This window comes from Bradyrhizobium sp. 25ACV, from assembly GCF_054863005.1.
Genome location: NZ_JAVAYO010000006.1, coordinates 133,520 through 157,099 on the forward strand (window position 1 = coordinate 133,520; position 23,580 = coordinate 157,099).

Annotated in this window: 25 protein-coding genes; 1 reads left to right on the forward strand and 24 read right to left on the reverse strand. The window is 64.4% G+C overall.

Annotation, left to right across the window (positions count from 1 at the left end):
• Positions 1-29: 29 nt before the first annotated feature.
• Complete coding sequence (locus tag RAD04_RS15740; protein WP_018320158.1) at positions 30-293, forward strand: GlsB/YeaQ/YmgE family stress response membrane protein; 264 nt, start codon at positions 30-32, stop codon at positions 291-293.
• Positions 294-370: 77 nt separating this feature from the next.
• Here the strand turns inward: RAD04_RS15740 and RAD04_RS15745 are convergent, their stop codons facing one another.
• From RAD04_RS15745 to RAD04_RS15860, 24 genes are all read right to left on the reverse strand, one after another.
• Positions 371-718, reverse strand: a complete 348-nt coding sequence (locus RAD04_RS15745) for a hypothetical protein (protein ID WP_212250858.1) — start codon at positions 716-718, stop codon at positions 371-373.
• A gap of 49 nt (positions 719-767) precedes the next feature.
• On the reverse strand, positions 768-1,043 hold the full coding sequence (locus RAD04_RS15750; protein WP_018320157.1) for a DUF1467 family protein: 276 nt from the start codon (positions 1,041-1,043) through the stop codon (positions 768-770).
• 9 nt (positions 1,044-1,052) lie between these two features.
• The gene (mce, locus tag RAD04_RS15755) at positions 1,053-1,457 is read right to left on the reverse strand and encodes a methylmalonyl-CoA epimerase (protein WP_461620265.1); all 405 of its coding nucleotides are present in this window, start codon (positions 1,455-1,457) and stop codon (positions 1,053-1,055) included.
• A gap of 12 nt (positions 1,458-1,469) precedes the next feature.
• Positions 1,470-3,140 carry a ribonuclease J gene (locus tag RAD04_RS15760; RefSeq protein ID WP_461624498.1) on the reverse strand — a complete coding sequence of 557 codons (1,671 nt, stop codon included), beginning with the start codon at positions 3,138-3,140 and terminating at the stop codon, positions 1,470-1,472.
• Positions 3,140-3,946 (reverse strand): biotin--[acetyl-CoA-carboxylase] ligase, encoded by an 807-nt coding sequence (locus tag RAD04_RS15765; RefSeq protein ID WP_461624499.1) that lies wholly within the window; start codon positions 3,944-3,946, stop codon positions 3,140-3,142. Before RAD04_RS15765 ends, RAD04_RS15760 begins: the two co-directional genes overlap by 1 nt.
• A gap of 1 nt (position 3,947) precedes the next feature.
• The gene (nuoN, locus tag RAD04_RS15770; protein WP_461624500.1) at positions 3,948-5,384 is read right to left on the reverse strand and encodes an NADH-quinone oxidoreductase subunit NuoN; all 1,437 of its coding nucleotides are present in this window, start codon (positions 5,382-5,384) and stop codon (positions 3,948-3,950) included.
• A gap of 22 nt (positions 5,385-5,406) precedes the next feature.
• On the reverse strand, positions 5,407-6,915 hold the full coding sequence (locus RAD04_RS15775; protein WP_461624501.1) for an NADH-quinone oxidoreductase subunit M: 1,509 nt from the start codon (positions 6,913-6,915) through the stop codon (positions 5,407-5,409).
• Positions 6,916-9,015, reverse strand: a complete 2,100-nt coding sequence (nuoL, locus tag RAD04_RS15780; protein WP_461624502.1) for an NADH-quinone oxidoreductase subunit L — start codon at positions 9,013-9,015, stop codon at positions 6,916-6,918.
• Positions 9,016-9,023: 8 nt separating this feature from the next.
• A complete protein-coding gene (nuoK, locus tag RAD04_RS15785; protein ID WP_008547737.1) occupies positions 9,024-9,332 on the reverse strand; it encodes an NADH-quinone oxidoreductase subunit NuoK in 309 nt (102 codons plus the stop codon).
• Positions 9,329-9,967, reverse strand: coding sequence for an NADH-quinone oxidoreductase subunit J (locus RAD04_RS15790; RefSeq protein WP_018320150.1), 639 nt, complete (start codon positions 9,965-9,967; stop codon positions 9,329-9,331). The genes nuoK and RAD04_RS15790 overlap by 4 nt, the downstream gene beginning before the upstream one ends.
• 9 nt (positions 9,968-9,976) lie before the next feature.
• Positions 9,977-10,465: an NADH-quinone oxidoreductase subunit NuoI gene (gene nuoI, locus RAD04_RS15795; RefSeq protein WP_026232873.1), complete on the reverse strand. Its 489-nt coding sequence runs from the start codon at positions 10,463-10,465 to the stop codon at positions 9,977-9,979.
• Positions 10,466-10,479: 14 nt separating this feature from the next.
• A complete protein-coding gene (gene nuoH, locus RAD04_RS15800) occupies positions 10,480-11,547 on the reverse strand; it encodes an NADH-quinone oxidoreductase subunit NuoH (RefSeq protein WP_038948735.1) in 1,068 nt (355 codons plus the stop codon).
• 10 nt (positions 11,548-11,557) lie between these two features.
• Positions 11,558-13,633: an NADH-quinone oxidoreductase subunit NuoG gene (gene nuoG / locus RAD04_RS15805; RefSeq protein ID WP_461624503.1), complete on the reverse strand. Its 2,076-nt coding sequence runs from the start codon at positions 13,631-13,633 to the stop codon at positions 11,558-11,560.
• A 7-nt stretch (positions 13,634-13,640) separates the two neighbouring features.
• Positions 13,641-14,132: a hypothetical protein gene (locus RAD04_RS15810; protein ID WP_461624504.1), complete on the reverse strand. Its 492-nt coding sequence runs from the start codon at positions 14,130-14,132 to the stop codon at positions 13,641-13,643.
• A 5-nt stretch (positions 14,133-14,137) separates the two neighbouring features.
• Positions 14,138-15,463 carry an NADH-quinone oxidoreductase subunit NuoF gene (gene nuoF, locus RAD04_RS15815; RefSeq protein ID WP_212335989.1) on the reverse strand — a complete coding sequence of 442 codons (1,326 nt, stop codon included), beginning with the start codon at positions 15,461-15,463 and terminating at the stop codon, positions 14,138-14,140.
• Between the two features lie 15 nt (positions 15,464-15,478).
• Complete coding sequence (locus RAD04_RS15820) at positions 15,479-15,685, reverse strand: hypothetical protein (protein WP_091965293.1); 207 nt, start codon at positions 15,683-15,685, stop codon at positions 15,479-15,481.
• Positions 15,685-16,296 (reverse strand): NADH-quinone oxidoreductase subunit NuoE, encoded by a 612-nt coding sequence (gene nuoE, locus RAD04_RS15825; RefSeq protein ID WP_018320144.1) that lies wholly within the window; start codon positions 16,294-16,296, stop codon positions 15,685-15,687. The genes RAD04_RS15820 and nuoE overlap by 1 nt, the downstream gene beginning before the upstream one ends.
• A 12-nt stretch (positions 16,297-16,308) precedes the next feature.
• Positions 16,309-17,289: an FkbM family methyltransferase gene (locus RAD04_RS15830; protein WP_461624730.1), complete on the reverse strand. Its 981-nt coding sequence runs from the start codon at positions 17,287-17,289 to the stop codon at positions 16,309-16,311.
• The gene (locus RAD04_RS15835; protein WP_018320142.1) at positions 17,289-18,485 is read right to left on the reverse strand and encodes an NADH-quinone oxidoreductase subunit D; all 1,197 of its coding nucleotides are present in this window, start codon (positions 18,483-18,485) and stop codon (positions 17,289-17,291) included. Before RAD04_RS15835 ends, RAD04_RS15830 begins: the two co-directional genes overlap by 1 nt.
• A gap of 2 nt (positions 18,486-18,487) precedes the next feature.
• Positions 18,488-19,102: an NADH-quinone oxidoreductase subunit C gene (locus RAD04_RS15840; RefSeq protein ID WP_104462902.1), complete on the reverse strand. Its 615-nt coding sequence runs from the start codon at positions 19,100-19,102 to the stop codon at positions 18,488-18,490.
• 11 nt (positions 19,103-19,113) lie between these two features.
• Positions 19,114-19,701 (reverse strand): NuoB/complex I 20 kDa subunit family protein, encoded by a 588-nt coding sequence (locus RAD04_RS15845; RefSeq protein WP_026202310.1) that lies wholly within the window; start codon positions 19,699-19,701, stop codon positions 19,114-19,116.
• On the reverse strand, positions 19,692-20,057 hold the full coding sequence (locus tag RAD04_RS15850; protein WP_018320139.1) for an NADH-quinone oxidoreductase subunit A: 366 nt from the start codon (positions 20,055-20,057) through the stop codon (positions 19,692-19,694). The genes RAD04_RS15845 and RAD04_RS15850 overlap by 10 nt, the downstream gene beginning before the upstream one ends.
• Positions 20,058-20,619: 562 nt before the next feature.
• On the reverse strand, positions 20,620-22,866 hold the full coding sequence (locus RAD04_RS15855; protein ID WP_461624505.1) for a TonB-dependent siderophore receptor: 2,247 nt from the start codon (positions 22,864-22,866) through the stop codon (positions 20,620-20,622).
• Positions 22,867-23,043: 177 nt separating this feature from the next.
• Entirely contained in the window at positions 23,044-23,556 is a 513-nt protein-coding gene (locus tag RAD04_RS15860) for a MarR family winged helix-turn-helix transcriptional regulator (protein ID WP_461624506.1), read from the reverse strand.
• Positions 23,557-23,580 lie beyond the last annotated feature (24 nt).

Sequence of the window (23,580 nt, forward strand, 5' to 3'; positions counted from 1 at the left end):
TTGCCGCTTAACCTGGAAGAGGTGTGGAAATGGGTCTTCTCTGGACAATCATCATCGGCTTCGTCGCCGGCGTGATCGCCAAGTTCATCATGCCTGGCGACAACGAGCCGTCCGGCTTCATCCTGACGACCATCCTCGGGATCGTCGGCGCCTTCGTTGCGACTTACCTCGGGCAGGCGCTCGGATGGTATCGTGCCGAAGAAGGTGCGGGACTGATCGGCGCGGTCGTCGGCGCGATCATCGTGCTGTTCGTCTACGGGCTCTTCGCAGGCCGACAACGCCGAGCGATCTAGAGTTCGTCCGTGAGCGGCTGATCGGGCGTGCGCGAACTCGCGATCGCGGCGCGCTCATGCCTGCCAGCGCCGGATCGTTACTCCCGCTCCAAAAAGCTGGAGCCGATCTCGGCCTTTCTTTTGATCGGATCGTAGTCACAATAGACGCTGTCCGCCACCAGCGTGTAGCTGGCGCTGACCGTGTATTTGTCCAGCTTGGCGGAGTTCAGGCCGATCACCGAGGTGCTCTTGCCCCCGTTCCATTTGAACGGCGTCGAGCTCTTGGCCTGCTCGCAGGCCATCACGGCCTCGTTGAAGACGTAGCCCTCGACGAACGCCTTCAGGGTGCGCACCTGCGCGGCCATCCGCCATTCGAAATAGCCGATGGCACCGATGCCGGCGACGATCAGCACCAGAAGTGCAATGACGATCCTCTGAAAAGCCATTCGCTCCCCCCAAACAATGTCGTCAGCAAAAAACGTCTAGCAAGAACGTCTAGAAAGGCATTCCCATCAATTTCGACAGGCGCTCGATCGAGAGATAGCCGGCGTGATAGGCGACCATGCCGAGGCCGTAGATGATCGCCGAGATGATGGTGGTCCAGATCAGCTTGCGGCCCATCCGCGTCAGGATCGGCGCGCCGGGGTCGGTGCCGGGCGCACCGACGCCATCCTCGTGCTGGCTGCGCACGCCGAACGGCAGCGTCAGGAACAGCGCGACCCACCAGATGACGAAGTAGATTGCGATCGCGGTTGAGATCTGGATGGCCATGGTTCGGCCCTATGCCTGCTCGATCTCGACCAGCGCGCCGGAAAAATCCTTCGGGTGCAGGAACAGCACCGGCTTGCCATGGGCGCCGATCTTCGGCACGCCGTCGCCGAGCACCCGCGCGCCCTCCTTCACCAGCGTGTCGCGCGAGGCGATGATGTCGACGACCTCGTAGCAGACGTGGTGGATGCCGCCGTCGGCATTGCGCTCCAGGAATTTTGCGATCGGCGAGGTCTCGCCGAGCGGCTCGATGAATTCGATCTTGGTGTTGGGCAGCGTCGCGAACACGGTGGTCACGCCATGCTCGGGCAGCGCGACGGCCTCCGAGATCTCGGCGCCGAACGCGGCGCCATAGATCCTGGCAGCCTTAACGGCGTCCTTGGTCGCGATCGCGACATGGTTGAGCCGGCCCAGCATGTGTCTTCTCCCTTACACTGTCAGTACGTGTACCAGACAGGGGGGCTTTTTGCCCCAATGTTCGTTGATCACGGCCCGGACAGCACGTCGCACCGACTCGCCCAATGCGTCGGCGTCGCGGCGGCGCGCCTTCGGCAGGCCCTCGACGGTGGAGACCACGGCATCGAAGACGAGGTCGTCGAAAGGCTCGCCTGCCCTGTTCTTCTCGGGGATGCCGACGAGATCGACCTCGGGATCGTCGGCCAGCTCCCCCTGCTCGGTCATGGCGATGGCGACGAAGGCGCAGCCGGAGAACGCCATGCGCCGCCGCTCGACCACGGCGCGGGACTTGGAGTCCTCCAGGATCGTGCCGTCCTTGTAGAGGCGGCCCGAAGGCACTTCGCCAATGATGCCGGGATCGCCCGGGCCGAGCTTGATCAGGTCGCCATTGCGGACCACCAGCACGCGCGGCACGCCGGCGGCGCGCGCCAGCTTGGCGTGCTCGTTCAGGTGCAGCGCCTCGCCGTGGACAGGGATCAGGAGCTGCGGCTTCACCCAGCCAATCATGTCGCGCAATTCGTCGCGGCGGGGATGGCCGGAGACGTGGACCAGATGATCGCGATCGGTGATGATCTCGACGCCCTGCAGCACGAGATTGTTGATGATCGAGCCGACCGCCTTCTCGTTGCCCGGGATGGTGCGCGAGGAGAAGATGACGCTATCGCCGCGGTTCAGGGTGATCTCGGGATGGTCGTCATTGGCGATGCGGGCCAGCGCTGCGCGCGGCTCGCCCTGGCTGCCGGTGCAGAGCGCCAGCACCTTGTCCTGCGGCAGATGGCCGTAGACCTCGGGCGAGCGGAAATTCTGCACGCCGTCGAGATAACCGCATTCGCGCGCCACCTGCACCACGCGCTCCATGGCGCGGCCGACCACGACGACCTCGCGGTCGGCGGCCTTGGCTGCGGCGGCCACAGCCTTGATGCGCGCGACGTTGGAGGCGAAGGTCGTGACCGCGACGCGGCCCTTTGCGGCCTTCACCAAATCGATGATGGTCCGGGCGACCTCGGCCTCGGACGGCGAGCGGCCATCGCGCACCGCGTTGGTGGAATCGCCGATCAGAGCGAGTACGCCTTCCTCGCCGAGCTCGCGCAGCCGCTTCTCGTCGGTCGGCGCTCCAAGCGTCGGGGTCGGATCAATCTTCCAGTCGCCGGTGTGCAGCACTGTGCCGGCTTCGGTGTGGATCGCCAGCGCATGCGCCTCCGGAATCGAATGCGCGACGGGAATGAACTCGACGTTGAACGGGCCGACATCGACGCGGCCGCCGGACGGCACCACCGTCACCGGGATCTTCGGCGCGTTGCGCTCGGCGGCGCATTTGGCTTCGAACAGGGCAGCACTGAACTGCGTCGCGTAGATCGGGCATTTCAGCTTCGGCCAGAGATCGATGATGGCGCCGAAATGGTCCTCATGGGCGTGGGTCAGCACCAGGCCCATCAGGTTCTTGCGTTCCTTCTCCAGGAAGCTGATGTCGGGCATGATCAGGTCGATGCCCGGCAGGTGCTCTTCGTCGCCGAAGGAGACGCCGAGGTCGACCGCCATCCACGCGCGCTGCTGGCGGTTGCCGAGGCCATAGATCGACAAGTTCATGCCGATCTCGCCTACGCCGCCGAGCGGCGCAAACACCAGTTCGTCGGGCTTGGCCATCACGCAGCTCCTACGGACGCGGCCGAACCGAAGAACACCTCGCCCGCGGCCACCGGCACACGGCGGCCCTCCGCAGTGCCGACGATCAGGCAGCCGGTGTCGTCGATCGTGTCAAAAATGCCTTCCAGCGTCATCGCTCCCGTGTGGATTGCGACCGGCTCGCCGAGCCCGGCGGCGCGCTCCAGCCACAGCTTGCGGATCTCGGCAAAGCCGCGTCCATTGTCCCAGATGCCGCGGAACTCGACCCAGGCGTCCGAGAGCGCCGAGAACAGCTCCTCCGCACTGATCTGCACCCCGAGCGCGGCCAGCGACACCGCAGGCGTCGGCGTGCCCTCGGGCGCTGCGACGACATTGGTGCCGATGCCGACGACGACGGCCAGGCGGTCGCCGATGGCTTCGGCTTCGAGGCCAATGCCGACGAGCTTCTTGCCACCGGCCAAAACGTCGTTCGGCCATTTCAGGGCGTAGCGCGGACGATCAGGTCCGAGGCGGAGCGCGGCTTCGAGGCTGACCTTCTCCAGCGCGGCCTCCTCGGCGAGGCCCGCGGCAAAGCCGAGCGTGGCGGCGACGGCGGGAGCGACGTCCATGACTTCGAGGATGCTGGCGGCGAGATTGCCGCGCGGTGCGATCCAGGCGCGCTGACGGCGGCCGCGGCCGGCGGTCTGCTCCGACGTGACGAACCACATCGGGCCGCGCTCGCCGCGCCTGGCTTGCGCGATCGCCTCGGTATTGGTCGAGCCGGTCTGTTCGAACGCCGCGAGCCTGTAGCCCGCGGATGCTGCGCGAGGACCGAGCGCGAAACCCATCCTAGAACAGCGACTTTGCCGCGGCGGAGGCGACGCTCACCACGGGACCTGCGAACAGCGCGAACAGGATGTTGAACAGGCCAAAGACTGCCAGCACCGTCTTCACCTCGACGCGCACCGGATCGATCTGGCCGGCCGGCTCGTCGAAATACATCGTCTTGACGATGGCGAGATAGTAGTAGGCGCCGACCACGCTGGTCAGCACGCCGACGACGGCGAGCGTGAACAGGTTCGCCTTGATGGCGGCAACGAAGACGTACCATTTGGCGAAGAAGCCCGCGAGCGGCGGAATGCCCGCGAGCGAGAACAGCAGCATCGCGAACATGAAGGCGAGCAGCGGATTGGTCCGCGACAGGCCGGCGAAATCGCTGATCTGCTCGACCGCCTGGCCGTTGCGGCGCATGGCGAGGATGATCGAGAACGAGCCCAGCGTCATCGCGACATAGATCACGATGTACATCAAGACGCCCTGCGCGCCCTCGACGGTGCCGGAGGCAAGGCCGACCAGCGCGAAACCCATGTGGCCGATCGAGGAATAGGCCATCAGGCGCTTGATGTTGCTCTGGCCGATCGCGGCGAAGGAGCCGAGCGCCATCGAGGCGATCGCCACGAACACCAGGATCTGCTGCCACTGCGAGACGATGCCCGGGAAAGCGGTGAGCGTGACGCGGGTGAACACGGCGAGCGCGGCGACCTTCGGCGCCGACGCGAAGAAGGCGGTGACCGGGGTCGGCGCGCCCTCGTACACATCGGGCGTCCACATGTGGAACGGCACGGCCGAAACCTTGAAGCAGAGGCCGACGAGCAGGAAGACCAGACCGAACACGAGGCCGACATTCGAGACCGTCGCGGCCGCCGCGATACCGGTGAAGCTGACCGTGCCGGTGAAGCCGTAGATCAGCGAGGCGCCGTAGAGCAGCATGCCCGAGGACAGTGCGCCGAGCACGAAATACTTCAGGCCGGCTTCGGTCGACTTGGCGTTGTCGCGGTTGGAGGCCGCCACGACATAGAGCGCCAGCGACATCAATTCGAGGCCGAGATAGAGCGAGATCAGGTCACCGGCCGAGATCAGCACCATCATGCCGAGCGTCGAGAGCAGCACCAGGATGGCGTATTCGAAGATGCGGCGCGAGGGGTCGGACAGGAACTCGGTCGACAACACCAGCGTCACCGCCGAGCCGATCAGGGCCAGAATCTTCATGAAGCGGGCGAAGTCGTCGACGATGAAGCTGCCGCCGAAGGTCACCTGCTTGCCCGCGGGCAGCATGTATTCGAGCACGCCGACCACGACCAGGAGCACGACCGCCAGCGAGGTGACGGCACCGGTCGTCCCCTGCCCGCGATAGGCGCCCAGCATCAGCAGAGCCATGGCGCCGATCGCGAGCACGATCTCGGGCAGCACCGGCGCCAGTTGATAACCTGCAGTCTCAAAGCTCATGGCGATATCCTGACCTGCCCGATCACTGGAGCAGTGCGGCGGCCTTCACGGCCGTCACAGCGGTGTTGTAGTTGTTGACGAGTTGCTGGACCGAAGCGGCCGACATGTCGAGCACCGGCTTCGGATAGACGCCGAACAGGATCGTCAGCGCGATCATCGGGAACAGCGTCAGGCACTCCCGGAAGGTGAGATCCTTCATGCTCGCCAGCGATGGCTTGACCAGCGCCCCGAACACGACCTTGCGGTAGAGCCACAGCGCGTAGCCGGCCGAGAGGATCACGCCGAAGGTGGCGAAGAATGCGGTCGGGATCGAGACCTTGAAGGTGCCGAGCAGCGTCATGAACTCGCCGACGAAGCCGCTGGTGCCGGGCAGACCGACATTGGCCATGGTGAAGATCATGAAGGTCAGCGCGTAGAGCGGCATCCGGTTGACGAGGCCGCCATAAGCCGCGATCTCGCGGGTGTGCAGGCGGTCGTAGACGACGCCGACGCAGAGGAACAGCGCGCCGGAGACGATGCCGTGCGAGATCATCTGGAACACGCCGCCGGCGACGCCCTGCATGGTGCCGGCGAAGATGCCCATGGTGACGAAGCCCATGTGAGCGACCGAGGAGTACGCGATCAGCTTCTTCATGTCCTCCTGCATCAGGGCCACCAGCGAGGTGTAGATGATGGCGATGGCCGAGAGCGTGAAGATCAGCGGCGCGAAGTCGTGCGAGGCCAGCGGGAACATCGGCAGCGAGAAGCGCAGGAAGCCGTAGCCGCCCATCTTCAGCAGGATCGCGGCGAGGACCACGGAGCCGGCCGTCGGCGCCTCGACGTGCGCGTCGGGGAGCCAGGTGTGCACCGGCCACATCGGCATCTTCACCGCGAAGGAAGCGAAGAAGGCCAGCCAGGCCCAAGTCTGCAGCGACCGCGGCACGGCGGTGTGCATCAGCGTCGGAATGTCGGTGGTGCCGCCATTCCAGTACAGCGCCATGATGGCGAGCAGCATCAGGACCGAGCCGAGCAGCGTGTAGAGGAAGAACTTGAACGACGCGTAGACCCGGCGCGGACCGCCCCAGACGCCGATGATCAGGAACATCGGGATCAGGCCGCCTTCGAAGAACAGGTAGAACAGCACGAGATCGAGCGCCGAGAAGGTGCCGATCATCAGCGTTTCCAGGATCAGGAACGCCATCATGTATTCGCGGACGCGGTTGGTGATCGCCTTCCAGCTCGCGATGATGCAGAACGGCATCACGGCGGTGGTGAGGATCACCAGCGGCAGCGAGATGCCGTCGACGCCCATGTGGTAGGTGATGCCGGTGGCGAGCCAGTTCGCCTTCTCGACGAACTGGAAGTCGGGATTGCTGGGGTCGAACCGCATGACCAGGATCACCGACACCGCGAAGGTGATCAGCGTGGTCCAGAGCGCGATCCAGCGCGAGTTGCGCTTGGCCGCCTCGTCATCGCCGCGGCTGAGATAGACGATCAGCGCGCCGACCAGCGGCAGGAACGTCGTGACCGATAGGATGGGCCAGGTTGTCATTTACTGGCCTCCAAAGCCGAACATGAACCAGGTGATCAGGCCGGCGGCGCCGATCAGCATGGCGAATGCGTAGTGATAGAGATAGCCGGTCTGGATCTTCACGACGTTGCGGGTGACGTCCAGGACGCGGGCCGAGACGCCGTCGGGACCGAGGCCGTCGATGATGAAGCCATCACCCTTCTTCCAGAGCTGATAGCCGATCCACTTCGCCGGACGGACGAAGATGATGTCGTAGAGCTCGTCGAAGTACCATTTGTTGAGCAGGAACTGGTACAGCATCGGCTGCTCTTTAGCGAGCTGCACTGGGATGTACGGCCGGCGGATGTAGAACAGGTACGAGACGAGGAAGCCCAGCACCATCATCACCGTCGGCAGGAAGGCGATGTGCTCGGGGATGTGGTGCATCTCCTCGATGATGTGCGGGTTCATCTTCACGGATTCGCGGAAGAACTCCTCGATGCCGTGACCGGCGAACAGCTCCTTGAACGGGAAACCGGCGACGATGGAGCCGACTGCGAGCACGCCGATCGGGATCAGCATCCAGATCGGAGCCTCATGCGCGGCCTCGTAGTGATGCTCGTCATGCGGCTCGCCGTGGAAGGTCTTGAAGATCAGGCGCCAGGAGTAGAATGAGGTCAGGCCGGCGGCGACGACCGTCATCAGGAAGCCGTACATCGCAAACGGAATGTGCGAGGCGTAGGCGGACTCGATGATCGCGTCCTTGGAGAAGTAGCCGGCGGTGAGCGGGAATCCGGTGAGCGCCAGCGTGCCGACCACCATCACCGCATAGGTGTAGGGAATCTTCTTCCAGAGCCCGCCCATGTTGCGGATGTCCTGCTCGTGGTGCATCGCGTAGATCACCGAGCCGGAGCCCAAGAACAGCAGCGCCTTAAAGAAGGCATGCGTGAACAGATGGAACATGCCGACCGAATAGGCCCCTGCTCCCATCGCCACGAACATGTAGCCGAGCTGCGAACAGGTCGAATAGGCGACGATGCGCTTGATGTCGTTCTGGACGAGGCCGATGGTCGCGGCGAAGAACGCGGTGGTTGCGCCGAAGAACATCACGACGGCCTGCGCATTCGGGGCGAGCTCGAACAGCGGCGACAGGCGCGCCACCATGAAGACGCCCGCGGTGACCATGGTCGCGGCGTGGATCAGCGCCGACACAGGCGTCGGGCCTTCCATCGCGTCAGGCAACCAGGTGTGCAGCAGGAACTGCGCCGACTTGCCCATCGCGCCCATGAACAGCAACAGGCAGGTCAGGGTCAGCGCATCGGCATGCCAGCCGAGGAAGTTGATGGTCTTGCCGGTGAGGCCGGGCGCGGCATGGAAGATCGTCTCGAAATCGGTCGAGCTGGTCAGCATGAAGATCGCGAAGATGCCGAGCGCGAAACCAAAGTCGCCGACGCGGTTGACCACGAAGGCCTTGATCGCCGCCGCATTCGCCGAGGGCTTCTGGTACCAGAAGCCGATCAGCAGATAGCTGGCCAGACCCACGCCTTCCCAGCCGAAGAACAGCTGCACCAAATTGTCCGCCGTCACCAGCATCAGCATGGCGAAGGTGAACAGGCTGAGATAGCCGAAGAAGCGCGGCCGGTTCGGGTCCTCGTCCATATAGCCGATGGAATAGAGGTGCACGAGCGAGGACACGGTCGTCACCACCACCAGCATCACGGCGGTGAGCGTGTCGACGCGCAAGGTCCACCAGACCTGAAGATCGCCGGAGAAGATCCAGGGCAGCAGCTGGACCCTGACGTCGTGGTGCATGAAGCCGACATCGACCAGCGTCATCCAGGACAGCGCGGCCGAGACGAACAGCAACGCGGTGGTGATCAGCTCGGCGCCGCGCGAGCCTGCCGCCGGCGGCTCGACCGGACCTTGGCCGTGATCATCGTGGGCGTCGTCGTGATGGCTCTCGTGGATGACGGACGCATCCTCGTTGATCGTATCGGACGCATGGGCGTGCGCACCGTGACCGTGGTCGCCGTGATGCTCGACCTCGTCGCCCGAGGGGTTGCGCGCATGCGCGCCGAACAGCGCGATCAGCCCGGCCAGAATGGCGCCCAGCAGAGGCAGAAAGACAATTGCCTGAACCATGACTGAGCTCAGCCCTTCATCAGATTGACGTCCTCAACCGCGATCGAGCCGCGGTTGCGGAAATAGACCACCAGGATGGCGAGACCGATCGCGGCTTCAGCGGCAGCGACGGTCAGCACCAGAAGCGCGAAGACCTGGCCGACGATGTCGCCGAGGAAGGTCGAGAACGCGACGAGGTTGATGTTGACCGAGAGCAGGATCAGCTCGATCGACATCAGGATGACGATGATGTTCTTGCGGTTCAGGAAGATGCCGAGGATGCCGAGCGTGAACAGGATCGCGCCGACCGCCAGATAGTGTCCGAGCCCGATCGTCATTTCACCCACTCCGCCGCGTCAGAGTCCTGGAGCCCCTGCCCCGGCGCCACCTTGCGCATCGCCATCGCCATGTCGGGCGTGCGCGCGTTCTGAACGTTGATGTCCTGCCGCTTCACGCTCGCCTTGTGCCGCAGCGTCAGCACGATGGCGCCGATCATGGCGACCAGCAGCACCATGCCCGAGAGCTGGAAGTAGTGGATGTACTTCGTATAGAGGACGAGCCCGAGCGCCTCGGTATTGGAGACGTTTGCCGGGATCGCCGCCGTGATCGTCTTGGCGACGCCGGGGTTGATGACCCAGAAGCCGACGGTGAGCAGCAGCTCGAACAGGAAGATGCCGCCGATCACGAGGCCGACCGGCAGGTACTCGATGAAGCCCTCGCGCAGCTCGGTGAAGTCCACGTCGAGCATCATGATCACGAACAGGAACAGCACCGCGACCGCGCCGACATAGACGACGATCAGGATCATCGCCAGGAACTCGGCGCCCATCAGCACGAACAGGCCGGAGGCGTTGACGAAGGCCAGGATCAGGTACAGCACGGAGTGCACGGGATTGCGCGAGACAATCACCATCACGGCCGAGGCGACACAGACGCCGGCGAAGAGATAGAAGAACAGCGCGGGAAGGATCATGCCCTCACCTCACCGGTACGGCGCGTCGAGCTCGATCGCTTTCGCGATCTCGCGTTCCCAGCGGTCGCCGTTGGCGAGCAGCTTGGCCTTGTCATAGAACAGTTCCTCGCGGGTCTCGGTCGCGAACTCGAAGTTCGGACCTTCGACGATGGCGTCGACCGGACAGGCCTCCTGGCAGAGGCCGCAATAGATGCACTTCACCATGTCGATGTCATAGCGCACGGTGCGGCGGGTGCCGTCGTTGCGGCGCGGGCCGGCCTCGATGGTGATGGCCTGCGCCGGGCAGACCGCCTCGCAGAGCTTGCAGGCGATGCAGCGCTCTTCGCCGTTGGGATAGCGGCGCAGCGCATGCTCGCCGCGGAAGCGCGGCGAGATCGGGCCCTTCTCGAACGGATAGTTCAGGGTCGGCTTCGGCTGGAAGAAATAGCGCATGGCGAGGAAGAACGCCGAGACGAATTCTGACAGCAGAAGCGAGCGTGCAGTGGCGTTGATGTTGATACCCATGACGGCCCTCACTTCGGCGCGATGCCGGCGAAGTGCAGCACGCCAGCCACCACGACCACCATCGCCAGCGACAGCGGCAGGAACACCTTCCAGCCGAGCCGCATCAGTTGGTCGTAGCGGTAGCGCGGCACGATCGCCTTTGCCATCGCGAACAGGAAGAACATGAAGAAGACTTTGAGCGAGAACCAGATGATCCCCGGCACCCAGTTGAAGGGTGGCAGATCGACCGGCGGCAGCCAGCCTCCGAGGAACAGGATCGTTGCCATCGCGCACATCGTGACGATCGCGACGTACTCGCCGAGCATGAACAGCAGATACGGGGTCGAGCCGTATTCGACCATGAAGCCGGCGACGAGCTCGGATTCGGCTTCCACGAGGTCGAAGGGCGGACGGTTGGTTTCCGCCAGCGCCGAGACGTAGAAGATCACGAACATCGGGAACAGCGGCCAGACGTACCAGTTCAGGATCGTCAGCTGCGGCAAGCCAATCAGGCTGGCGAGCCCGCGGACATGCTGGGCCTCGACAACGGCCGACAGGTTCAGCGTGCCGGCGCAGAGCAGCACCGTGATGATGACGAAGCCGATCGAGACTTCATACGACACCATCTGCGCCGCCGAGCGCAGCGCGGCCAGGAACGGGTACTTCGAGTTCGACGACCAGCCGGCCATGATGATGCCGTAGATCGACAGCGACGAGATCGCGAAGATGAAGAGGATGCCGACATTGATGTCGGAGATCACCCAGCCGAGATTGGTCGGGATCACCGCCCAGGCCGCGAGCGCGAGCACGCACGAGACCAGCGGCGCCAGCAGGAACACGCCCTTGTTGGCGCCGGCCGGAATGATCGGCTCCTTCAGCACGAACTTCAGAAGGTCCGCGAAGGATTGCAGCAGGCCCCAGGGCCCGACCACGTTCGGGCCGCGCCGGATCTGCACCGCCGCCCAGATCTTGCGATCAGCGAGCAGGATGTAGGCGATCGCCACGAGCAGGACGACGAGCACCAAGACGCTCTCCGCGACCATGATGATCAGCGGCCAGAGGAACCCGGTCCAGAATGCGCTTTCGAAGAATTCCATCAGATCACGCTCACTCCGCTGCGGTCAGCATGTGCCCGGAGGCGAGGCGCGAGCATTCCGCCATCACGGCGGACGCACGCGCGATTGGGTTGGTCAAATAGAAGTCCTCGACCAGCGGCTTGAACGGCGCCTTCTCGGGCGAACCGCCCTTCCCCGCCAGCTTCTTGATCTGGTCGGCCGAGCCGGCCTCGATCTGGTCGAGGCGGATCAGGTGCGGCACGGCCTTGAAGATCGCCTGGCGCAGGGCGGCAAGCGAGTCATAGCCGAGCTTCTTGCCGAGTGCCTCCGACAGCGCGCGGACGATCGCCCAGTCCTCGCGGGCTTCGCCCGGCGGGAACGCGGCGCGGCCCGTCATCTGCACGCGGCCTTCGGTGTTGACGTAGATCGCGGACTTCTCGGTATAGGCGGCCGCCGGCAGGATCACGTCGGCGCGATGCGCGCCGCGGTCGCCATGGGTGCCGATATAGACGACGAAGGTACCATCCGGCGCGTTGATCTCGTCGGCCCCTAACAGGAACAGCAAGTCCAGAGTGCCGAACGTCGTCATCTGCGCGGCGTTCAGGCCTCCGCCGGTGGCGGAGAAGCCGATATCGAGCGCGCCGACACGCGAAGCGCTCTCGTGCAGCACGCCAAAGCCGTTCCAGCCATCCTTGACCGCACCGACATCGAGCGCGAGCTTGGCGGCGCTCGCGAGAATGGCGGCGCCGTCGTGACGCGAGGCCGCGCCCGCGCCGACCAGGATGATCGGATTCTTGGCGCTCTTCAGCACGTCCATGAAGGAGTGCTTGCCGGCCGCGAGCTCACCGAGCGTCTCGGTGCCCGCGCCGAGGTGATCGTAGTCGTAGGTCAGATCGACCTTGGCACCGATCACGCCGACCTTGAAGCCGCCGGCACGCCAGCACTTGCGGATGCGGGCGTTGAACACGGCCGCCTCTTTCCGCGGATTGGCGCCGATGATGAGCAGCGCATCCGCCTGCTCCATACCCACCAGCGTCGGGTTGAAGATGTAGGAGCCGCGGCCGAGCGCGGGGTCGAAGGCGTCGCCGCCCTGCACCGCCAGATTGGTCGAGCCGAACTTGGCGAGCAGATCCTTCAGCGCGAACATCTCCTCGACACCGGCGAGATCGCCGGCGATCGCGCCGATGCGCTTGCCGTCGGTGCGCGCCGCCTTTGCGGCGATCGCAGCAAAGGCTTCGGTCCAGCTCGCCGCGCGCAGCTTGCCGGCTTCGCGGATGTAGGGCCGGTCCAGGCGCTGGGTGCGCAGGCCGTCGACGACGTGGCGGGTCTTGTCGGAGATCCACTCCTCGTTCACGGCCTCGTTGATGCGTGGCAGCACGCGCATAACCTCGCGGCCGCGGGTGTCGACGCGGATCGCAGATCCGACGCCGTCCATCACGTCGATCGACTGGGTCTTGCCGAGCTCCCACGGGCGCGCGGCGAAGGCATAAGGCTTCGAGGTCAGCGCGCCGACCGGGCAGATGTCGACGAGATTGCCTTGAAGCTCCGAGGTCAGCGCGTGCTGGAGATAGGTCGTGATCTCCATGTCCTCGCCACGGCCGGTGGCGCCCATCTCGGGCGCGCCGGCGACTTCCGCCGAGAAGCGGACGCAGCGCGTGCACTGGATGCAGCGGTTCATCGAGGTCTTGACCAGCGCGCCGAGATATTTGTCCTCGACCGCGCGCTTGTTCTCGGCGAAGCGGCTGGTGTCGACACCATAGCCCATCGCCTGGTCCTGCAGATCGCACTCGCCGCCCTGGTCGCAGATCGGGCAGTCCAGCGGGTGGTTGATCAGAAGGAACTCCATCACGCCTTCGCGTGCCTTCTTCACCATCGGCGAACGGGTGGAGATCTCCGGCGGCTCGCCCTTGGGGCCCGGACGGCAGTCGCGCACGCCCCAGGCGCAGCTCGCGACCGGCTTCGGGCCGCCCTTCACCTCGACGAGGCACATCCGGCAATTGCCGGCGATCGACAGCCGCTCGTGATAGCAGAAGCGCGGAATTTCAGCGCCCGCGGCCTCGCACGCCTGCAGCAGCGTGTATTCCGCGGGTACATCGATCTCTTTGCCGTCGATGATGAGTTTGGTCATTGCGGTCTCAGGTCTTTCCCAGCTTGCAGTCTGGCGGTGTAACGCTGGCGGTCTTCAGTGACGCCTTGATCCATTGCTGAGTCTCGGCGCCGTAGGTGGCGAGATAGGCCGGCTGCGCCGCGTTCTTCTCGCACAGGAACGGCAGATGCGGCTTCAGCTCGTAATCGCAGGAGGCCTGCCATTCCCGCTTGTCGGCAAAAGCAGAGATCGCCTCCTCGCAGGCATAGAGAAAATACGACACGAAGCTTTCGTACTGGATCCGCTCCTCGCGGTTGCCGGCCTTGATCGCTTCGTAGTCGGCTTGCGAGAATTTCGGATTCTGGAACGCCAGGTCCGTATAGCCGAGGTACGCCTGGCGCGCGCTCGCGGCACGGTTGTTGGCGCGGATCTCGTTGATCTGGATCAGGATCGCAACAAAGCCGAGCAGCGCCACGGCCGCCTGCGCCATCTGCGCCAGCGTGCCGAATTTCTGCCACCAGAAAACGCTCGGTTGCGACATCGCGATCACTCCGCCGCGACCATGTTCACGGGATCGCGGACGCCGGCATCGTCGATGTCGGCCTTGTGCGAATACTGGTCGATGCGCGCTTCGATCTCGTGACGGAAATGCGCGATCAGGCCCTGGATCGGCCATGCCGCAGCATCGCCGAGCGCGCAGATGGTGTGGCCTTCGACCTGCTTCGTCACCTCGAGCAGCATGTCGATCTCGCGCTTGTGGGCGCGGCCTTCGGCCATGCGGGTGAGCACGCGCCACATCCAGCCTGTGCCCTCGCGGCACGGCGTGCACTGGCCGCAGCTCTCATGCTTGTAGAAATAGGAGATGCGGGCGATGGCGCGGATCAGATCGGTGGACTTGTCCATCACGATCACGGCCGCGGTGCCGAGGCCCGAGCGCAGCTTGCTCAGACTGTCGAAATCCATCGGCGTGTCGATGATCTGCTCGGCCGGCACCATGCGCACCGACGAGCCGCCGGGGATCACGGCCTTGAGGTTGTCCCAGCCGCCGCGGATGCCGCCGCAATGCTTGTCGATCAGCTCACGGAACGGAATGCCCATGGCCTCTTCGACGTTGCAGGGCCGCTCGACATGGCCGGAGATGCAGAACAGTTTCGTGCCGACATTGTTCGGACGGCCGATGCCGGCGAACCAGGCCGCGCCGCGGCGCAGGATGTCGGGCGCGACCGCGATGGATTCGACGTTGTTGACGGTGGTCGGGCAGCCGAACAGGCCGACATTGGCCGGGAACGGCGGCTTCAGCCGCGGCTGGCCCTTCTTGCCTTCGAGGCTTTCGAGCAGCGCGGTTTCCTCGCCGCAGATGTAAGCGCCGGCGCCGTGGGCGACGTAGATGTCGAACGGCCAGCCGTTGACGTTGTCCTTGCCGACCAGCTTGGCCTCATAGGCCTGGTCAATCGCGGCCTGAAGATGCTCGCGCTCGCGGATGAACTCGCCGCGGACATAGATGTAGCAGGCATGCGCGTTCATCGCGCAGCTCGCGATCAGGCAGCCCTCGATCAGGAGATGCGGATCGTGCCGCATGATCTCGCGATCCTTGCAGGTGCCGGGCTCGGATTCGTCGGCGTTGACGACGAGATAGCTCGGCCGGCCGTCGGTCGATTCCTTCGGCATGAACGACCATTTCAGACCGGTCGGGAAGCCGGCGCCGCCGCGGCCGCGCAGGCCCGACGCCTTCATCTCGTTGATGATCCAGTCGCGGCCCTTGTCGATGATGTTCTTGGTGCCATCCCAGGCGCCGCGGCGCCGCGCACCCTCGAGCCCCCAATCGTGGAGGCCGTAGAGGTTCTTGAAGATGCGGTCCTTGTCCTCGAGCATATCAGTGCTTTCCGATCAACGAATGGTCTGCTTGTAGGCAAGTCCGGCGGCGCAGACGGCAAAGGTCAGCGCCCAGAGCAGACTGGATTCCAGCGACGCGTTCAGGCTGAAACGCTGCAGCAGGAAAATGAAAGCGGCCGCCACGGCGGCGTGCAACGCGATGAAGCCCCACTTTTTCATGGCACCGCTCCCCTGCACGGAAGGCTGCGAGAGATCACCCATCAGGTGCTCTCCTTCAGCGTGGTCGGCCCGGTGATCGGCGCCGAGAACTGGCGGCCGTTCTGCGGACCGGGTTTGGGCGGATTGCCCGAAGCGAAACCGTCGAGCACCTTGCCGAAGCTTTCCTTGGTCAGGTCCTCATAGGTGTCCTTGCCGATCAGCACCATCGGCGCGTTCACGCAGGCGCCGAGGCACTCGACCTCCTCCCAGCTGAAATTGCCGTCCTTGGAGAGATGGAAGGGCTCGTGATGGATGCGGTGCTCGCAGACGTGGATCAGATCCTCGGCGCCGCGCAGGCGGCACGGCGTGGTGCCGCAGACCTGGACGTGGGCCTTCTTGCCGACGGGGGCGAGCTGGAACATCGTGTAGAAGGTCGCGACCTCAAGCACGCGGATATAGGGCATGTCGAGCATATCGGCGATGACGCGGATCGCGGCTTCCGAGACCCAGCCGTCGTGCTGCTCCTGGGCACGCCAGAGGATGGCGATGACGGCGGAGGCCTGACGTCCCGCCGGATATTTCGCGATCTGCTGCTTGGCGAATGCGAGGTTCTCCTCCGTGAACGCAAAGCTCGCGGGCTGGACTTCCTTCGGTGCTAATCGGCGAACGGACATCTCTTCAATCTCTCACTGCATGCGGCGCGCTGACTTGGCGTTCAAGATCTTGGCATTCAGGGCATCGATCCTGTCCTGCCAGAACGCGCTTGCGGTGCCGAAAACGTTGTAGCCGACGTGGGTCGAGACCTTGATGCGGTCGAGGATCGACAGCTCGGTCACGGTCTCCATCCGGTTGCTGCGCGGATCGAACACGATCAGCTTCAGCGGGGTCTGCTCGAGGATGAAGCGCGACACCGCATGAGAGCGGTCGCTGCCGTGCTCCTCGCACATGATGACGCTGTCGGCCTGGAGCAGACGCGCGCCGCCCTTGATCGCCTCGATCTCAACGCCCTCGACGTCGAGCTTGATCAGGTATTTGCCGGCGCTTGCCACCTTGCCGTCCTCGATCAGATTGTCGAGAGCGATGACCGGCACGTCCTCACCGCCCGCGGAGGGATCGCCGGCGATGCTGAAGGCTTCGTGCTTGGTACCTGAGAGGCGCGCGGTGCCGCGGGTGGCGCCGATCGCGCATTTCATGGTCTCGAAGCGATTGCCGTTGACGCGGGCGTTGTTGGCGAGCTTCGGGTAGTTCTGCCCCGACGGCTCGATCGCGATCGCCTTGTGCGAGCCGAACGGCTTGCTCGACACCAGCACCGACCAATAGCCGTAATTGGCACCGCAATCGAGCAGCGTGTAGTCGACATCGACGGAATCGGCGAACAGCAGCTCGAGCTCGTCTTCGTAATTGTAGGAGCGGTTGAGCAGCTTGCTCCAATAGCCGTCGCCGTAAGGGAATTCGAACACGGCGTCCGGGTTGAGCCTGATCGCGATGTTGCGCTCGGGCAGCGTCTTCCGCAGCAAATTCGCGCAGGCGATGTAGCCCATATGCGAGAAGTGCGACGAGATCTTCGATCCCGTCACCAGCGCCAAGGCAGCCGTCCGCTCCCACAGGTTGGCCCCTTCAAGGGCCCCCGAGGCGCGGTCAAACTGAATTGGCGCCTGCTGGCCCATCACCGATCGACCTCTCCGAACACGATGTCGAGCGAGCCGAGAATGGCCGAGACGTCGGCGAGCAGATGGCCGCGGCAGATGTGGTCCATCGCCTGCAGATGCGCAAAGCCCGGCGCGCGGATCTTGCACTTGTAGGGCTTGTTGGTGCCGTCGGAGATCAGATAGACGCCAAACTCGCCCTTGGGCGCCTCGACCGCGGCATAGACTTCACCGGCCGGCACGTGGACGCCCTCGGTGTAGAGCTTGAAGTGGTGGATCAAGGCTTCCATCGAGCGCTTCATCTCGCCACGGCGCGGCGGCGCGACCTTGTTGTCGGCGACGACGACGGGGCCCTTCCCGTCGGGCGCGTTCAGCTTCTGGATGCACTGCTTCATGATGCGGATGGACTGCCGCATCTCTTCCATGCGGATCAGGTAGCGGTCGTAGCAGTCGCCGTTCTTGCCGATCGGAATGTCGAAATCCATCTCGGCATAGCATTCATAGGGCTGCGACTTGCGCAGGTCCCAGGCCGCGCCCGAGCCGCGCACCATCACGCCCGAGAAGCCCCACTCCCAGGCTTCCTTCAGGGGCACCACACCGATATCGACGTTGCGCTGCTTGAAGATGCGGTTGGCGGTCAGCAGGCGGTCGAGGTCGTCCACGACCTTCAGGAACGGATCGCACCAGGCCTCGATGTCGTCGACCAGCTTCTGTGGCAGGTCCTGATGCACGCCGCCGACGCGGAAGTAAGCCGCATGCATACGGCTGCCCGAGGCGCGCTCGTAGAACACCATCAGCTTCTCGCGCTCTTCGAAGCCCCACAGCGGCGGGGTCAGCGCGCCGACGTCCATCGCCTGTGTGGTGACGTTGAGCAGATGCGACAGGATGCGGCCGATCTCGCAATAGAGCACGCGAATGAGCTGGCCGCGGCGCGGCACCTCGATGCCGAGCAGCTTTTCAGCCGCCATGCAGAAGGCGTGCTCCTGGTTCATCGGCGCGACGTAGTCGAGGCGGTCGAAATAAGGGATCGCCTGGAGATAGGTCTTCTGCTCGATCAGCTTCTCGGTGCCGCGATGAAGCAGGCCGATATGCGGATCGACGCGGGCGACGACTTCGCCGTCCAGCTCCAGCACCAGACGCAGCACGCCGTGCGCCGCCGGATGCTGCGGGCCAAAATTGATGGTGAAGTTGCGGAGATTTTCAGGTTGCTCGTTCATGATCAGACCTTCGGTCCCGCTTTCTCATCTCCCGGAAGGACCGGATAGTCCGCCCCTTCCCACGGAGACAAAAAGTCGAACTTGCGGAATTCCTGGTTGAGCCGGACGGGCTCGTACACCACCCGCTTCTCCTGGTCGTCGTAGCGGACCTCGACGAAACCCGTGGTCGGGAAGTCCTTGCGCAGCGGATGGCCCTCGAACCCGTAATCGGTGAGGATGCGGCGCATGTCGGGATGGCCGACGAAGAACACGCCGTAGAGGTCGTAGGCCTCGCGCTCGAACCAGTCGGCGCCGGGGAACAATTCGATCAGCGACGGCACCTGGGTGGTCTCGTCGGCCTGCGCCTTGAGCCGGATCCGCGCGTTCAGGGTCGGTGACAGGAAGTGATAGATCACGTCGAAGCGCTTCTCGCGCGAGGGATAGTCCGCGGCCGTGATATCGGTGAAGTTGATGAAGCGGCAGTTCGGATCGTCGCGGAGGTACTTGACCACCTCGACGATCTTGCTGGCCTCGACATCAACCGTGAGCTGGTTGAAGGCCACCGAATGACCGATGGCGGCGCCCGGAAGCGCGCTAACGATCGTCTGCCCCAGTGCGTCGAGCTTGGCGTCGTCCATGACGTAAAACCTTAGCGTTCGATGGTGCCGGTGCGCCGGATCTTCTTCTGCAGCAGCAGCACGCCGTAAAGCAGCGCTTCCGCCGTGGGCGGGCAGCCCGGCACGTAGATGTCGATCGGCACGATGCGGTCGCAGCCGCGCACGACCGAGTAGGAATAGTGATAATAGCCGCCGCCGTTGGCGCAGGAGCCCATCGAGATGACGTAGCGCGGCTCGGGCATCTGGTCGTAGACCTTGCGCAAAGCCGGGGCCATCTTGTTGGTCAGGGTGCCTGCGACGATCATCACGTCGGACTGGCGCGGCGAGGCACGCGGCGCGAAGCCGAAGCGCTCGACGTCGTAGCGCGGCATCGACACCTGCATCATCTCGACCGCGCAGCAGGCGAGACCGAAGGTCATCCACATCAAGGAGCCGGTACGGGCCCAGGTGATGAGGTCGTCGGTCGCGGCCACGAAGAAGCCCTTGTCGGACAGCTCGGAATTGACCTCGAGGAAGAACGGATCATTGGCCCCGACCGGCCGGCCGGTCGATGGATCCAGGATGCCCTTGGGGGCCGGCGCGATAGCCGGACCTGTGGACGACACGGGGTTCAATCCCATTCGAGTGCTCCCTTCTTCCATTCATAGGCGAACCCGACCGTCAGCACGGCGAGGAACACCACCATGGACCAGAAGCCGGTCGCGCCAAGCTTGCCGAACGCCACCGCCCAGGGAAACAGGAACGCCACCTCGAGATCGAAGATGATGAAGAGAATGGCGACCAGATAGAAGCGGACGTCGAACTTCATGCGCGCGTCGTCGAAGGCGTTGAAACCGCACTCATACGCCGACAGCTTTTCCGGGTCCGGCTGCTGGAACGCCACGACGAAGGGCGCGATCAGCAGCACAAGGCCAATGAGGCCCGCTACCCCTATAAAGACGACGAGTGGAAGATAGTTCTGCAGAATGCCGCTCATGGCGAGCCCTTTTTCCCGCAGCCTCGGGACAGCCACGGATTCGTCCGATTTGGAATTATTCTGAGCCTTAGCGCAGTGCACCAATGGGCGCAAGACACGCTCTTTTTAGGCCCTTTGCCGCCCCCAGAACGGTGAAAATCCCGGAATCACCCCGCGCTGGTATGGAGCAGATCGCCAAGGCCAGCAAGGGCAGTTTGGGCCCGCGGCCGTGGCGTCTGCTGTTTGGGAGGGCCCACTTTATGTAGGCCGCGGCGCGGCAAAATCCACATTAAAACGACGATTGCCGCTGGTCGGCCGCATCCCCACCCATCAAGCCCGCAGCCGCTCCGAGCAGCCTATCCACAGGCAAGGCAGGCACGAGCCATGCATCGCGCGGGGGGTCGAGCCCCGCCTCAGGCGTTATATTGCAGCCCGACCGGTCGCGAGCGCGGCGGCGGCGACGTGCAGGGCCGTCGCGCGCGCCGCGCCCGGATGAGCTTCGGGCTGGGGGGCATAGCCCGGGTGCTCATCTATCTCACGTTGGAGGATCGGCGGCACCAGATGTCGCCGCCCTCACCCGTCCTCACCATTTGTAGGCGAGGCTCGCGGTGATGCGGCGACGGTCGCCGTAGTAGCATGAGGTAACGACCGCGCAGCTCGCGACATAGATCTTGTCCGTCACATTCGCGACGTTGAGCGCCGCGCGCCAGTGCTTGTCCCATTCGTAGTGCAAGGCGAGATCGCCCAGCACGAAGGACGGAACGAGCGCGGTGTTCGCGGTGTCGGCAAAGGACGAGCCGACATAGCGCACGCCGCCGCCAAGCCCGAAGCCCCGCAGCGGGCCGTCGCTGAATGTGTAGTCGGTCCAGACCGAGGCGAACTCCCGGGGCGTATTGGTGGTGACTTTGCCGATCAGCGCGGAATTGAGGTCCCGGCTCACGAACAGATCGTAATTGGTGTAGCTCGCCACCAGCTTGAAGTCCGGCGTGATGTTCGCCACCGCCTCGAGCTCGACGCCACGCGAGGTGACCTCGCCGTTCTGGGTCTGGAACAGCGGATTGTTGGGATCGGTGGTCAGCGCATTGGTGCGCTTCAGATCGAACCAGGCGACGCTGAACCGGGCGTTGAGCCCGACCGGCTCGTACTTCACGCCGACCTCGGTCTGCTCCGAGGTCTCCGGCAATTGCAGCCGTCCGGCCGCATTGACCCCGATGATAGGATTGTAGCCCGTCATGTAGGAGACGTAGGGCGCGACGCCGAACTCGAGATTGTAGATCGCGCCGACGCGGCCGGAGAACTTGCTGTCCTTGCGGCCTTGATCGGGGCCGATCCGGTTGTCGTTGGCGAGGTCAATCCAGTCCTGACGGCCGGACAGCACCACCGTTAGCCGATCGAGCTTGACCTGATCCTGGAGATAAACCGCGGCCATGCCCTGGGTGAGATAGGCGTCCTGATACAGCGCAGCGTTGAACGGCGCGTTGACGCCGTAGACCGGATTGAGCACGTTGAGATTGGTCCCCGCACCAAAGCCCTGCCGGTCGTCGAGGGCGTAATGCTTGAGGTCGACACCGAACAGTGTGGTGTGCTGCAGCGCGCCGGTGGCGAAGCGGTACTCGAGCTGGTTGTCGAGGTTCAACTGGTTGGCGACGCCGCGGGCGTAGAAATTGCCGCGCATGATGTCGGCGGCCGCCGGCGTCGTCGCGTAGCCCAGCCCGTAGAGACCGGTGTAGAACACGTCGACATGCGCGAAGCGCGCGTTCTGGCGGAAGTCGAGGCTGTCCGTGATGTTCTTCTCGAACTGGTAGCCGAGCGTCTCCTGCTCGCGGCGGAACTGGTCGGCGCGGGGATCGCCAGCGAACAGGCTGGTGGGAATGCGGCCGAACGGCGCGTTGGTAACGGTGCCGACATAGGGCAGGAAGTTCTCCGCCCTGGTGTTGTTGTGCGCAGCCGTGGCGTAGACGGTGAGCTTGGTGTCGCCGTCCGGCCGCCAGGTCACCGACGGCGCGAAGAAGAAGTTGTTGTCGTAGGTATAGTCGGTCTGAGTTCCGCCGCCCTGCACCTGGCCGACAAACCGGTACAAGACTTGCCCATTGCCGGACTGCGGGACCACGCCGCCGATGTCGAACGCCGTGTAGGCGTTGCCGTGGTTGTTGACGCCGACCTCGAGATAGCGCACCGGCTCGGCGCGCGGCAGCTTGCTGACCGCGTTGACGAGACCGCCCGGCGCCGAGCCGCCGTACAGGATCCCGGACGGCCCGCGCAGCACCTCGACACGCTCAAGGTTGAATGGTTGCAGCTTCCAGCTCGCATAGGAGGTGTAGAAGAGCTGCAAGCCATCGAGGAACAGTGACTCGTTCTGCGCGGGGAAGCCGCGGATCAGGAACCAGTCGTTGCGGAAATCGGCGCCATAGGTGCCCGCGATCACACCAGGCGTGTAACGCAACACCTCGTCGAACTTGCTGACGATCTTCTGGTCGCGGATCTGCTCGGCGCCGATGACGGACACCGATTGCGGCGTCTCGATGATCGGCGTGTTGGTCTTGGTGCCGGACGAGCTGCGGCCGGCGACGTAGCCGTTCACTGGGCCGCGCGGCGTCTCGACGAAGCCGACGTTGCGCTGCAGCTGCGGCCTGTTCCTGTTGGCGGTCTGCTCCGACGACCGCGGCGCACGGCGCTGAGGGGTCGTGGCCGCGCGGCGGCGCACTTCGGGCGCGGTGACGGTCACCGGCGGCAGGCTCGCTGCGCCACCCTGCGCGGACGATTGTGCGAGCGATGCCTGCGGCATCAAGACCCAAGCGGACGCGGTCGCCAGCACGGCCGACCGCAGCATTCCCAGACTGTTCAACGCGCCACCCCAAAGCTGCATGTTCGATGCGTCATGCCGCCTGTCCCCGGACGGCATGCGCTTGGAGGCGACGCTTATGGGAGCGCGCGAGAATTCCCTAATTGAAAGCTTCTTAGAAAGGCTCTTAGAAGCGATCCAACATGTCCAGAGATTGCTGGAAGATCAGCGCGCGTTCTTCTCGCTCTCGAGCATCTCGGCGGCAATCGCCGTGAGCTGGTCGACCTGCCCCAGCAGCGTGTGGAACTCGGCTTCGCTCAGCTGTTCCAGCAGGCGCCGATTGCGCTCCTGCGCGCCTTCGACGATCGCATCATGCGCGGCAAGACCCGCCGGGGTCAGCGAGATCAGCACTTCGCGGCTATCTTTCGGATTAGCCGATTTCACGATCAGCTTGCGCGAGAGCAGATTGGCCAGCGCGCGGCTGATCTGTCCCTTGTCCTGGCCGACGGCTTCGGCAAGCCGCGCCACGCTCATCGGCGGCCGGCGGCCCAGCGAGGCGACGAGACCGAACTCGACCGAGGACAATCCGGTGAGGCGCTTGTAGCGCAGGATCGCGCCACGCTTGAGCAGATTGGCAAGCACCATCAGTCGCGACGACAACATCACGGTGATCGGGGCTGACGGGTCGTTCTCGTCTGCGGGCGACGTCGCCCCGCCCCTGCTCTCGATCTGGCTCATGATCCACCTCTGCCAAGAAAGCCC